The organism is Rossellomorea sedimentorum, assembly GCF_046237645.1.
In the GTDB taxonomy this organism is placed as follows: Bacteria; Bacillota; Bacilli; order Bacillales; family Bacillaceae_B; genus Rossellomorea; species Rossellomorea sedimentorum.
The window spans coordinates 199,717-211,866 of the sequence record NZ_CP143546.1 but is presented as its reverse complement, the minus strand read 5'-3'; the positions used below and the strand labels follow the sequence as shown (position 1 = coordinate 211,866).

Sequence of the window (12,150 nt, the reverse complement as noted above, 5' to 3'; positions counted from 1 at the left end):
AGTTTACCGAATCTCACCTGGAAACACAAGGTTTTTTTATTTCATCTTATTTTTTTGCTTTTTTAAATACAGTCCCATCCATATATAGGTTCCCATTAATAAAATGAGGAACACCGGGAGGCTTAACTCAGGCATAAATACCACCTTCTACTTCATGTCTTCGAGTGATGGGTGAAAGATCAGCAGCAGCACAGCAATAAGCGGAACAGAAACAATCAGTGCAAGCAATTTATTTTTAAAATGAAGCCGGATCATGACAAACATGATGATATTAAATAACAACGACCAGCTTGGACCCCATCCATTGTCATAAACAAAGAGGCCCCTCTTATAGAAAATGTATTCAAGAAAGGTAAAATAGGCAACCCATGCGGCTATGTAGATTACTGAATTCTTGCCGTTTGGATAATACCTCAGGTACATCATCAAAACGACCGGCAGAATAATGAAGGAAAAGGTGAGTTCAATGAGGGTATGGTTTAGCCACTCTACCGTCACGGCCTTATACGCCCAAAGCGTATGGTTGTAAAACAAGAAATTATAGGTGAGGTTGCAGATCAAATAATATTGAATTGTCGGGTAGTAGTCCTTCCACCGCTTCCAATCTACAAAAACAACAGCAAATATAATGTAAACTATGACAACAAGCAATAAATACATATCGTGATTCTCCGGTTTTTGTTCTCATTCTGCCACTATTGGCGTTTTTTTATAACAGGGGATATCTTTTTACTAACTCTTCTACTCTCAATTCATATCTGTGTCTCTGGACTTACTGTATAATAAATCGCCGATGTATCGAATATATTTGGGGAAAAAGAAGTATAAAAGGCGACATTAATATTTGTTCCCCACCGAGTGAAGCCACCTGCAAATTCTCCATTGATTCGTAGGTGAATTGACTAAAACTCCTTCTGCGACCTACCAAAACATACGTTATTTGTAGGTAAGTCCATTTAAACGGGAAAAACACCTACAAAAAGTCCTTTGATTTGCAGGCAAATTTGACTGTATACCCTCCTAACACCTGCAAAACAGTGTTTGACAGCAAAAACAATTACTTTATTACTTTAAAGCACTAAGAGGGACTGTCCCTCTTAGCGCTTTAAAGTATTGAAGAGGACCAGCCACGGCTGGTCCTCTGAGGTTATTCGCCTTTCATTTCTTTTACTTTTTCTTGGTGGTTGTCAATCCATTCTTGGGCGACTTCTTCTGCGTCTTGTCCTTCGTCAATTTTGACGATCATATCTTCAATGTCCTTTACCGGCATATTCCACTTGCTCAGGAACTCGTAGGCTTCAGCCGCATCGTCTTTCAGTTCCTTGTTTGTGATGACATGGACTTCTGATGTTTGGAAGAACTCTTCAGGGCTCTCCAATACTTTTAAGTCATAGTTGGCGAACATAGGGTGAGGACGCCAGCCAAGGAATAATACTGGCTCCTCATTTCCCATCATTCGCTGTGCCTGGGCTAGCATCCCGCCTTCACTGGAGGCTACATATTCAAGATCAAGCCCCAATTCTTCAATCATTTCTTTTGAAGTGACCGTCATTCCAGCCCCCTCTTCAATCCCATAGATTTTTCCGCCGAAAAGGTCTTCTTTTCCTTTGATATCCTCGACGGATTCAATTCCCTCTACATATGTCGGAATGACCCAGCCCAGCTCCCCTTCCGTATAGCTGACTGCCGTATCATCAAGTTGGTCTCCGTACTTTTCCATGTAGTTGGCATGCATGACCGGAAGCCATGCGTCCATGAACACATCCAGGTCTCCTCTCGCCAAACCTGTATATACCCCGCCGGCATCCGCCTTTGTTTCGTTGACTGTGTATCCCATATCTTCCAAAATCAGCTTTGCCACTTTAGTTGGCGGTACTGTACTTGTCCACGGAGTTACGCCAAAGGTAACAGTGACACCTTCATTGTTTCCGCCATTCTGTTCTGCATTATCTTCTCCTTCATCATTAGCGCCAGTTCCACAGGCAATCAGCAGGAATGCAGCAAGAACCAAGATGAAGCCAATCTTCCATATTTTCATATCATTGAACCCCTTTTCTTATTTTTTCTGACCCAACCCTTGCGTGATCCGGTCAAGTATAATGGCCAACACAACAATTCCAAGACCGCCGACCAGCCCTAAGCCTACGTTTACACTCGAAATACCAGCCAAAACGGTGGATCCCAAGCCAGGCGCCCCAATCATTGAGGCGATAACCGCCATGGACAAGGCAAGCATGATCGTTTGGTTGATCCCTGCCATGATGGTTGGGACTGCGACAGGGAGCTGAACCTTAGTCAGCATCTGCCACGACGTAGAACCGAATGCTCTAGCCGCTTCCACTATATCCGCCGGCACCTGCCTGATGGCTAGACTGGTCATCCTGACAGCAGGCGGTGTCGCAAATACAAAGGTGGAAATAACCGCCGGAACTTCGCCTAATCCAAACAGCAGGATTGCCGGAATCAGATAAACGAAACTTGGCAGCGTCTGCATGAAGTCAAGGACAGGTCTTACGATTTTATCCAATGCTTCCGATTTGGCGGCAAGAATCCCCAGCGGAACCCCAATGACAATGGAGAACAATGTTGCTACGATAACGACTGCCAATGTTAACATGGCATCCTCCCAAAGATTGACCGAGCCGAGATAAAACACGCCAATCAAAGTGAAGACCGCCACACCTTTCCCCGCGAACCTCCAAGCAAGAAGAATCAGAATGATCGCCATGACCTCAGCTGGAATCCAAACGAAAATATCCGCCACTCCGTTGATGAAAAAGGAAATGATACCGCTGACCGCTTCAAAGAATCCCCCTAAAACGGGAATCAGCCAATCATATACAAAGTCGTTAGTCCATTCTTCCAATGGTAATGTAAAGTAGTTCATTCTGCCGTCACCTCGCTTTGCTCCTTACCGAGTACAAGTCCTGACAGGATGGAAACCCTTACGATGATCCCCATCAGTTTATTGTCCTCCACCACTGCAATCGGGTATCTGGACTCCGCCGCTACACCAATCAAGTCATTCAGGGGTGTGTCAGGTGCCGTTGTGAAATAATCCTGTTCCAGCACATCTTCCACCCATTTATTTTCTTTATAGGCTTTGATAGCCGAATCAATCGTTAATATCCCTTTTAAATTCTTATCTTTGTCGACTACAAAGATACTAGATAAACCGGCATCTTCCATCTTTTTAACCGCCATTCTCGGGCCGTCCTTCCACGTTGTGACCACATCCGGCTTCTTCATGACATTACCGGCAACAAGCACTTTGGAACGATCGACATCTTCAACAAAGTTATAAACATATTCGTTGGCTGGGTTCTCAAGGATTTCTTCTGCTGTCCCAACCTGGACAATCGAACCATTTTTCATAATGGCAATCCTGTCTCCAAGCTTGAGTGCCTCATCCAGGTCATGGGTAATGAACAATATCGTTTTTCCGAGCTTGCTTTGCAGGTGCAGCAGCTCATCCTGCATTTCTTTTCTGATCAGTGGGTCCAGAGCACTGAACGCTTCATCCATGAGAAGGATATCAGAGTCATTCGCAAGGGCACGGGCGAGTCCGACACGCTGCTGCATCCCGCCGCTGAGCTCATCAGGATAACTGTCTTCATAGCCTTTCAAGCCGACATCATGTATGGATTTAAGTGCTTTTTTGGAACGCTCTTCCTTGGCTATCCCTTGTATTTCAAGCCCGTATTCTACATTATCCTGTACAGTCCTGTGAGGGAACAAAGCGAACTTCTGGAACACCATTGCCAATTTTTTTCTTCGGGTGAGCATCAGGTCTTTCTTCTCCATCTCTGTGATATTGTGTCCATCGATCAATACTTCTCCGGCTGTTGGTTCTATCAGCCTGTTTACGAGCCTGATCAGCGTGGATTTGCCGCTTCCTGACAGGCCCATGATGACAAAAAATTCTCCTTCTTTCACTTGAAATGAAGCATTGTTCACACCGACGGTTAAGCCGGTTTCTTCTAAAATCTCCTGCTTGCCTTGTCCTTCCTTCAACCTTTTCAGTCCTTCTGCGGGATTAGAACCAAAGATTTTCGTAAGGTTGTTGACTTCAATTTTGTACATACGCATGTCTCCTTTTATAGACTCTCTGACATTACTATTTGTACTTTTCACCATTTCATACTCAGCGAGATGTATATTTCAGACAAAAAAAAGGACCCAATCGGGCCCTGCTTTCCATATCAGCGGTCATCAGCGCTGTTCCATGTCTTTCCGTCCGTGGAGTTACGGACTGAGTATCGTTCCGCTGTCGTCAACTCTTCTGCTGTAACACCGGGCATAGCCCCCAGTTCGGTATCGATTACATCATTCACGATGGCAGGGTTATTGGTTTCCCTTAAAACGGACTGCAGCTGCTCTTTTGCTTTGTTTCTTCCAGACTTCTGCTTCACCATTCACAACACCTTCCTTTAGGTTTGTTGTAATAGGTTTACCTAATCTGTTCTTCCTATTCGAAGTAAAAGCCGTCTCCAGCATCTCCTTCCAGTAAATCAGAAAAAAGAAATGTCCTTCTCCTCTGACTGCATGGACGCAGGACCTATGATAGTTATCTTGCAAATAGAGTGCTGTTTTCTTTGGCCAGAGATGATCCTTGCTGCCGTACCAGATATGAACGGGAAACGGCGGCTTCCATACATGCAGTTCAAAAGGATTCATCATCGCCGCGATCTCTTCGTATTCAGCCCAACCCTTTGTCCGGTAAGCCTCCAACAAACCCTCTGATGCCTGCTTTTTTAATTGCTTCTTTAAATTAGACAGGTCCCCCCTCTGCCTTTCTTTATAATGTAAACAGAGCAGTAACCGTCTTATACGCCTTGTCCAGCGCCTGTTCACGCGGTTTAATGATCCCCGTATGACGTATGGAACAAATTTATACAGCTTCCTGATCAGTTTCCATCGGAAGGGAAGCACTTTGCTGGCTTCCTTATTCTTAAGGGGAACAGCACTTGCCGCCAACGAAAGAGAGGAGAGCCTGTGCGGATACCGGTAAGCAAATACTTGGGAGAACAACCCTCCATTTGACCAGGCTATAGCATGAGCCTTCTCTATATTCAAATGATCCATAACCGCTTTAACGTCATCGGCATAATCTCCCATGGAGTAGTCGTGAACCAAATCGGAATCACCATATCCCGGTCGGTTCACCATCAGGATATACAATCCCTTTTGCTGCAGAAACTCCTGGTCATAGAATATCGAGGAAGCAATGGACCCCCACCCATGAAAATAAAGGACAGGTGTTCCAGAAACGTCTCCAAGCGTTTCATAAGTGATTTTCCTCCCTGAAGGGTGTGTAAGCACACACCTTTTGATGCCTTGCATAAAGACTATCGTCCTTTCTATCCATCATTTACGTATCTTTTCCCCTGTTACCTTTAGGGTCTTTTCTTAAACTTTGTTGCTATTTACTGTGAAGTTCAAGAGGTATAGCTATATTTCATACAAATTATCCCGGTAAACAAGAAAGAAAAGAGATATTCACCCTGTCCAGTTAGATAAGCCCTTGTAACCGAGGGAAAAATCCGGCCCTTTGGATTTTTCCGATAGCACCAATCTATACGAAAACAGCGTACCTTTAAATACAAACAGGCTTAGATATCACTCTCCGGCATTGGCCCGATTTCACCCAGCATTAGATCTTTATTCCACATGTTACAATCTCAAGTATGAAACATCTTAATCTGTTTATCCTAATATATAAGCAGAACCGGACACGTTTCATTTTTTTCTTAAAGGGAATTATATAAGGAATAATTTAATCGGAGAGGTAGTATATGGGAAAAACTAATTTAGAGAAGAATATTTCCAGCTATATCGGCCGCTTGCTGCGCGAACACTTTGGCCGCGGCCCCGGCAATGTGGTCTGCTCAGTGGCAGGACCCTATGTGGCGGTGCATATATCCAGCTTTTTATCCCCCATGGAAAAATCCCTTATGGACAGCAACCAGACTGTCTATGTTGAGAAAACAAGAGATTTGATGATGGAGACATTAATTCAGGACATTACAGCCTATATTGAATTAAATTCGAATCACACTGTGGCAGAATTCTATTATGACTGGGAACTTGAAGCAAAAACAGGCATGATGATCGCTGTCCTGTCTTCTTTTGATGCAGACCACCCCCTCCCATCCATTGATGAATATAAGAACAGCGACGCAGTCAATAAAGAGATCATTCAAATCAGTACAGCGGTAGAGAAGCCGCCGGTGAATACGTACTCCATCATGATCAATCCCCGGACCTTGCTGATCATCAGGGAAGGAATATTCATCAGTATTGAAAAGGAACTGATCAGGCTTGGCTCTCAGGAGACGTTACGATTAGCAAAACGCAATTTAGAAAAACGGCGGTTACTGGAACATAAACACAAATTTGAAGAGTATTTGAATGCGGAGCTGACTGACCTTTTTGTTGACTGGAGCTTCAATAAAGATAAAAGCCTCATTTTTTTCAACCTCCAACCCTCCAACAAAAGCCTTTGATAATAATATCATTCATGTTATCATAGAAAAGAATTTTCATTATCAACAATAAAAAATTCTAATTCTGATAGCAATGAATGGGCATAGAACCGGACATAAGTCAGAAGAGGAGGATCACGCCTTCTTTTCTGACTTTTTTAATTTCCATATTTTGTAAAAATAATCTATTTGATAAAGGATGATATATACCGGGATGAACATCAATCAACTACCACATAATGAACAAGAACTCTTGTCATGCGTAGATAACTATATTGATAATGTACAGCAGCAAAGTGAACAGCCCGCCACCATAAAGAAGGCCGAGTTAGAGGCGCATATTGAATCTGAGGCAGCAAGACTCTCTTTTCCGTATGAGAAGAATTCTACCTCTGTTCAAACCTATTATACTTTCAATCTTAGCCATCAGAATGTTCAGCTTGAAATATTTTACCGTTATCAGAGTTTCTATACGAGGCATAGTATCCATCCTGTTAAATAATAAAAGAATATAAGAAAAATACCCCCGCGAACCGTTCGTGGGGGTATTCTTTATTTCAATGCAACTGTTCCATGATTTCATCAATGGACACTTGGTTCTCGGGCGATTCATCGATGAGTTTCCAAATCACATTTCCTTTTTCATCAATGCTCTTTTCTAAAACTTTGTTGCTATTTCCTATGAAGTTCAAGAGATATAGTCATAATTCACAAAAATTACCTTGTTCAGTTAGATAAGCCCTTGTATCCAAGAGGAAAATCCGGCACTTTGGATTTTTCCGATAGCAACCATCTATACGAATACAGCCTTCATCAAAGATCCATGAGCCTCCCTGAATATATAGGTCCTGTGTACTGAGTGACTCCTGAACAACTTCCCTCTGTGCCTCATCTTCTGGAAGGAACGCTTTCTTTCCACCCTTGATAAAAGCTTTGCCAGCTTTCATAATAAGCTTCCATTTAGCAATGGATCTATGTCCCATCCCTCTAAAAATACAGTTGTAAATCATTCCAGCAGCGAACGATTCGACGGAGTTATGGCGATAACCTGGGTCCCGCCTGCCGTCAGCTGATCATAGTGCTCACGCAACTGCGCAAGAAATGCTCTGCAAACAAAATACAGAATTTAGCTTATTTTTGTAAAATCTCTTTGACAACTCTTATGAAATAAGGTAAATTACGTAATGTACGAACATTATTTAACTAATTTAAAATTAATATTCGTTTTTAGGAGTGTTATTTGTGGAAAATGTGTTTGATTATGAAGATATTCAATTAATTCCTGCAAAATGTATCGTTAATAGCCGTTCAGAATGTGATACTACTATTGCTTTAGGCGGCCATACTTTTAAATTACCAGTAGTTCCTGCAAATATGCAGACAATAATAGATGAGAACATTGCGGTGTACTTAGCGGAAAATGGATATTTCTATATCATGCACCGTTTTCAGCCGGAAAAACGATTAGATTTTATAAAGGATATGCATGCAAAAGAACTTATCGCCTCTATCAGTGTCGGAGTAAAAGAAGAAGAATACGGATTTGTTGAGCAGTTGGCCTCCGAAGGGGTTACACCTGATTTCATTACAATTGATATTGCTCACGGACATTCAAACGCTGTCATTAACATGATCAAACATATTAAAACGCATCTCCCTGACAGCTTTGTAATCGCTGGAAATGTTGGTACTCCTGAAGCCGTTAGGGAACTAGAGAATGCCGGTGCAGATGCAACGAAGGTTGGAATCGGACCAGGAAAGGTATGTATTACGAAAATTAAAACCGGGTTTGGTACTGGCGGGTGGCAACTGGCCGCTCTTCGCTGGTGTGCCAAGGCAGCAAGCAAGCCTATCATCGCCGATGGCGGCATCCGTACACATGGAGATATCGCCAAGTCCATCCGCTTCGGAGCTTCCATGGTCATGATTGGTTCCCTGTTCGCCGGACATGAGGAATCACCGGGAGAAACAGTGGAAAGAGACGGAAAGTTCTTCAAAGAATATTTCGGCTCCGCTTCTGAATTCCAAAAAGGTGAAAAGAAAAACGTAGAAGGCAAAAAGATGTTTGTTGAACATAAGGGTTCATTGATCGATACGCTGACAGAAATGGAACAGGATCTGCAATCTTCCATCTCCTATGCAGGCGGCAGCACTCTCGATGCCATTCGCCACGTGGATTATGTCGTAGTGAAAAACTCGATTTTTAATGGTGATAAAGTATATTAATAGATAGAACGGGCAAAGTTTTGTACCTTTGCCCGTTTTTTTATTGGGTAATGCCTATTTAAGTCGCGGTATTTTGAGGTTCCTTGCTTTCTGGGTTATGAGTATCATTTTCACTTTCAGCTCTTTTGATGCACTCTGCTTCACGAGCGAGGGACATCATAATTCGCTTCAAGCTGTTGATACTCTTCGCTCATGCTGAAACGTTAAGGATTTTCCCTTCTATATACCCTGCTCCCAATTTTAGAGGACAACTGACACAGCAGCATTCCAATCAGGGCGGCAGCTAGAATGTATACACCGGCAAAAATCTGGAGGGTACCGGAGGCAAGCCCGGCAATGATCACCGAGAACTCTCCTCTTGGCGCCAGAGTGAATCCGGTCTCGAAAGATTCTTTCTTGTTCAATCCGTACCACTGGCCGCCGATAAAGCCGACGATCAATTTATGGAAGATAGACCAGAGAATAACCGCAAAGAGTAGTCCGAATGCCGGTATTTCACTTGTGAACTCCAAAGATATTCCAAAGTTCAGGAAGAAGAATGGCAGAAACAAGTTTCTTACCGGCAGCGCCACTTCCTGAATTTGATCTTTAAAGTTTGTTCCTGCGAACATCAGGCCTGCGAGGAAGGCACCGATGACTTCTGACAGGCCAAGAAGGACCGCAAAGCCTCCATACGCCAATGCCAACCCTATCACATATACAAGCAGATAATCTTCATGCAGGAATTTTTCTATGAGAGTATATCCCTTTTTTTGTATGAAGCGGCTGATAGCCACCGCAATTCCAACTAGCAATGCCACCTTTAAAAAGATCATAAGAAAATCAAGCACACTGAACCCTTCACCGCTCAGGCCTATTAAAATGGTAATCAGGATAGGAGCGACCATATCCTCGAAAATCAAGAGTGTCAGAACATACCCTGACTCTTTCCGGTCCAGCTTTTTGCTGTGTTCAAGCAACTTAAGGGTGATGGAGGAACTGGTTGCATAGACAAGCCCCCCGATTAATAGGGAATTGAAAAGGCTTTGTCCGAACAAAGCGCTGATACCGGCCGTCACTCCCACACCCAAAACCAGATCCAGCAGACCCGGTTTCCAGACTTTCCTGCCTTTTGAAGCTATTTCTTTCAGCGGATACTTCATCCCAAGCAGAAAGAAAAGCAGGATTAAGCCAATCTCCCCGGCTACTTCAATTGTTTTGACTTCATCAAACAGGCCGGCAAATGATATGCCCACACCAAGAAGTATGTAGATGACAATATCAGGGATGCGCAGTACTTTGTTTCCAAAGTAGGCGGTGAGAAATAAAACTAAGAGAAATAAACCAAGGAATAACGGTAAATTCACGTATTGCACACCCTCTCAACTCATAATCAATTTAGTATTTTCCTATACCCCATTTTCCGGCCAACTAAGCTTAGCAGAATCTGTAACCCAGCGGGCTGTTACGGATTGCGAGTGATTGAAGCAGATTAAACTTGTTAAAAAATAAGAAGCATAAAGGTAATCCTTCCTCTAAGCTTCTTGTAGTCAGTATTTTTCAAGGGATCCAGCCACTCCTGACGGCCGTTTTTCACGATATTTTTATTACTAGTCTCTTTTTTTAAGGCTGGCTTCTGCTAGATTACGGCTTTGAGAAGAATTATATTCGTAGTCACTAATTTTAAGAAAAAAGCCTTTTATAATGGCTTTAAAAGTTAGAGAATACATTTGACCCATTAATTAAAACTCTTTTCTCGAAACAGGCAGGAACAACTTAATGCCTCTTTTATTAAAAGGCAGCCACCTCATATCTGAAATCAAATGGCTGGCATATCCCCCTGCACATGCCAGGAGGATGCCTTCCGTCTTTATACTGGCCTGAAGATAATACGCAATGACGACAAAAAAAGCCAATCCGATTAGAGAATGAGTATAGCTTCGGTGCGACACCAGTGAAGCGATCACGATATATACACCGAAAAGCAGAAGCCAGGTCTCAGCAAGGAATATCCCTCCTGCGAGTGCTCCTCCACCTGCCACCGTCAGTAAATGCCGCTTCTTGATAAAAGCAGAAACCAGCATCATTCCCAGCCCTGCCGATATCCCCTTCCACATCTCCTGACCTGCACCAGACCACCAGCTATAGACAATGACAGCAATCCCCATCAGTTGTACCAAGGTCATCAAGAATTTATAAGAAGAAGTAAAAGTATTGCTCAACTTGCCATCTACATCGAGATCCGGAATCAGTCCCGATACTCCCCCCGCTCCTATCAGAACTATTGTATCTGCAGGTGGTGCCTGTATGTAGTGTGCCGCCAAAAATCCAGTGCCTGCCCCAATGATCATATGAGCTGTTCCGTTCATAAACGATCCCTCTTTCTGTCTCATCATGTTGATTCCTTCATTATATAAGGTTAAGCCTTTCTTTACTGCTTTCCAGTGAATTTTGGTACTATTAGATCAGGAGAAGGATTGGAGGGACGTAAGATGAAAAAGCTGATAATTGCTCAGAATATCGAAAAGGAACAGATCGAACATATCCAGCAAATTGTCCCGGATTGGGAAATTATCTCAGGAAAAGACCCGGAACATTGGGAGGGGCACCTTGGGGATGCTGAAATTATTGCCGGCTGGAAAAGGAGTATGGAAGACAAGGCACTTGAAAGCACAGTCGCACTTCGCTGGATTCAAACTTGGAGTGCCGGCGTCGACAGTCTGCCTTTAAAGCAAATGGAGTCTAAGGATATCCTTGTTACCAGCGCCAACGGGGTACATGCCTACCCTATTTCAGAAACCATCTTTGCCATGATGCTCGGCCTGACAAGAAAAATCCATACATATGTAAGGAACCAGGCACAAAAAGAATGGGCCCATTCCGGACTCAAGCTTGAGATTCATGAAAAGACCATCGGTATCATCGGGGTCGGGGCAATCGGAGAGGAAACAGCCAAGATTGCCAAAGCCTTTGGTATGAATGTGCTCGGTGTCCGCCACTCAGGCAGGGAAAATGACTATGTAGACGAAATGTTCAAGACGGACCAGCTGCATGACGTGCTGCCCCGCTGTGATTACATTGTCATTACCGTCCCGCTTACACCAGAAACCCGGGGAATGTTCGGCCAAGAAGAATTCCAAGTAATGAAGGATACAGCTTTTCTTATTAATATCGGCCGTGGAGAAACAATCAATGAAACACACCTTATCGATGCCCTGCAATCCAAAAAAATTGCTGGAGCAGGACTTGATGTTTTTGCCCATGAACCGCTCGAAACAGACCACCCTCTTTGGGAAATGGAGAATGTTATCTTAACCCCTCATACCGCTGGGTCGACCGAATTTTATAATAAGCGGGTGATCGACGACATTTTCATCCCGAACCTGAAAGAATATATCGCCGGAAGGAAACCGTCAGTTAACCTTGTAGATTATCAAAAAGGATACTAGTAAGAAAAAAG

The 12,150-nt window shown here is 43.3% G+C and carries 12 protein-coding genes; 4 read left to right on the top strand and 8 right to left on the bottom strand.

Features of this window, described 5'->3' with window-relative positions; translation table 11 throughout:
- Window positions 1-147: 147 nt before the first annotated feature.
- From V1502_RS01130 to V1502_RS01105, 6 genes are all read right to left on the bottom strand, one after another.
- Window positions 148-660, bottom strand: a complete 513-nt coding sequence (locus V1502_RS01130; RefSeq protein ID WP_409252586.1) for a CBO0543 family protein — start codon at window positions 658-660, stop codon at window positions 148-150.
- Window positions 661-1,147: 487 nt separating this feature from the next.
- On the bottom strand, window positions 1,148-2,038 hold the full coding sequence (locus V1502_RS01125) for a glycine betaine ABC transporter substrate-binding protein (protein ID WP_409252585.1): 891 nt from the start codon (window positions 2,036-2,038) through the stop codon (window positions 1,148-1,150).
- 18 nt (window positions 2,039-2,056) lie between these two features.
- Window positions 2,057-2,887 (bottom strand): ABC transporter permease, encoded by an 831-nt coding sequence (locus V1502_RS01120; RefSeq protein WP_409252584.1) that lies wholly within the window; start codon window positions 2,885-2,887, stop codon window positions 2,057-2,059.
- Window positions 2,884-4,083 (bottom strand): glycine betaine/L-proline ABC transporter ATP-binding protein, encoded by a 1,200-nt coding sequence (locus V1502_RS01115; protein WP_409252583.1) that lies wholly within the window; start codon window positions 4,081-4,083, stop codon window positions 2,884-2,886. The genes V1502_RS01120 and V1502_RS01115 overlap by 4 nt, the downstream gene beginning before the upstream one ends.
- Before the next feature lie 119 nt (window positions 4,084-4,202).
- Window positions 4,203-4,415: a hypothetical protein gene (locus V1502_RS01110; protein WP_409252582.1), complete on the bottom strand. Its 213-nt coding sequence runs from the start codon at window positions 4,413-4,415 to the stop codon at window positions 4,203-4,205.
- The gene (locus V1502_RS01105) at window positions 4,345-5,343 is read right to left on the bottom strand and encodes an alpha/beta fold hydrolase (RefSeq protein ID WP_409252581.1); all 999 of its coding nucleotides are present in this window, start codon (window positions 5,341-5,343) and stop codon (window positions 4,345-4,347) included. The genes V1502_RS01110 and V1502_RS01105 overlap by 71 nt, the downstream gene beginning before the upstream one ends.
- Before the next feature lie 452 nt (window positions 5,344-5,795).
- Here V1502_RS01105 and V1502_RS01100 point away from each other — a divergent pair, with 452 nt between their 5' ends.
- The 3 genes from V1502_RS01100 (at window position 5,796) to guaC (ending at window position 8,711) form a co-directional block, all read left to right on the top strand.
- The gene (locus tag V1502_RS01100; RefSeq protein ID WP_409252580.1) at window positions 5,796-6,506 is read left to right on the top strand and encodes a DUF2294 domain-containing protein; all 711 of its coding nucleotides are present in this window, start codon (window positions 5,796-5,798) and stop codon (window positions 6,504-6,506) included.
- Between the two features lie 193 nt (window positions 6,507-6,699).
- Window positions 6,700-6,987, top strand: a complete 288-nt coding sequence (locus V1502_RS01095; protein ID WP_409252579.1) for a hypothetical protein — start codon at window positions 6,700-6,702, stop codon at window positions 6,985-6,987.
- 740 nt (window positions 6,988-7,727) lie between these two features.
- Window positions 7,728-8,711 carry a GMP reductase gene (gene guaC / locus V1502_RS01090; protein WP_409252578.1) on the top strand — a complete coding sequence of 328 codons (984 nt, stop codon included), beginning with the start codon at window positions 7,728-7,730 and terminating at the stop codon, window positions 8,709-8,711.
- 203 nt (window positions 8,712-8,914) lie between these two features.
- On the opposite strand, the gene V1502_RS01085 is transcribed toward guaC, so the two are convergent.
- Both V1502_RS01085 and V1502_RS01080 read right to left on the bottom strand, forming a co-directional pair.
- Window positions 8,915-10,057 (bottom strand): cation:proton antiporter, encoded by a 1,143-nt coding sequence (locus V1502_RS01085; RefSeq protein ID WP_409252577.1) that lies wholly within the window; start codon window positions 10,055-10,057, stop codon window positions 8,915-8,917.
- A gap of 375 nt (window positions 10,058-10,432) precedes the next feature.
- A complete protein-coding gene (locus V1502_RS01080; RefSeq protein WP_409252576.1) occupies window positions 10,433-11,059 on the bottom strand; it encodes a metal-dependent hydrolase in 627 nt (208 codons plus the stop codon).
- 123 nt (window positions 11,060-11,182) lie between these two features.
- Here V1502_RS01080 and V1502_RS01075 point away from each other — a divergent pair, with 123 nt between their 5' ends.
- A complete protein-coding gene (locus V1502_RS01075; RefSeq protein WP_409252575.1) occupies window positions 11,183-12,139 on the top strand; it encodes a D-2-hydroxyacid dehydrogenase in 957 nt (318 codons plus the stop codon).
- Window positions 12,140-12,150 lie beyond the last annotated feature (11 nt).

Excerpts from the sequence above, each read along its gene's own strand:
- V1502_RS01080 (WP_409252576.1), bottom strand. The coding sequence starts at position 11,059 with ATGAACGGAACAGCTCATATGATCATTGGGGCAGGCACTGGATTTTTG.
- V1502_RS01125 (WP_409252585.1), bottom strand. The coding sequence starts at position 2,038 with ATGAAAATATGGAAGATTGGCTTCATCTTGGTTCTTGCTGCATTCCTG.
- V1502_RS01100 (WP_409252580.1), top strand. The coding sequence starts at position 5,796 with ATGGGAAAAACTAATTTAGAGAAGAATATTTCCAGCTATATCGGCCGC.
- V1502_RS01130 (WP_409252586.1), bottom strand. The coding sequence starts at position 660 with ATGTATTTATTGCTTGTTGTCATAGTTTACATTATATTTGCTGTTGTT.
- V1502_RS01095 (WP_409252579.1), top strand. The coding sequence starts at position 6,700 with ATGAACATCAATCAACTACCACATAATGAACAAGAACTCTTGTCATGC.
- V1502_RS01115 (WP_409252583.1), bottom strand. The coding sequence starts at position 4,083 with ATGTACAAAATTGAAGTCAACAACCTTACGAAAATCTTTGGTTCTAAT.
- V1502_RS01105 (WP_409252581.1), bottom strand. The coding sequence starts at position 5,343 with ATGCAAGGCATCAAAAGGTGTGTGCTTACACACCCTTCAGGGAGGAAA.
- V1502_RS01075 (WP_409252575.1), top strand. The coding sequence starts at position 11,183 with ATGAAAAAGCTGATAATTGCTCAGAATATCGAAAAGGAACAGATCGAA.
- V1502_RS01110 (WP_409252582.1), bottom strand. The coding sequence starts at position 4,415 with ATGGTGAAGCAGAAGTCTGGAAGAAACAAAGCAAAAGAGCAGCTGCAG.
- V1502_RS01120 (WP_409252584.1), bottom strand. The coding sequence starts at position 2,887 with ATGAACTACTTTACATTACCATTGGAAGAATGGACTAACGACTTTGTA.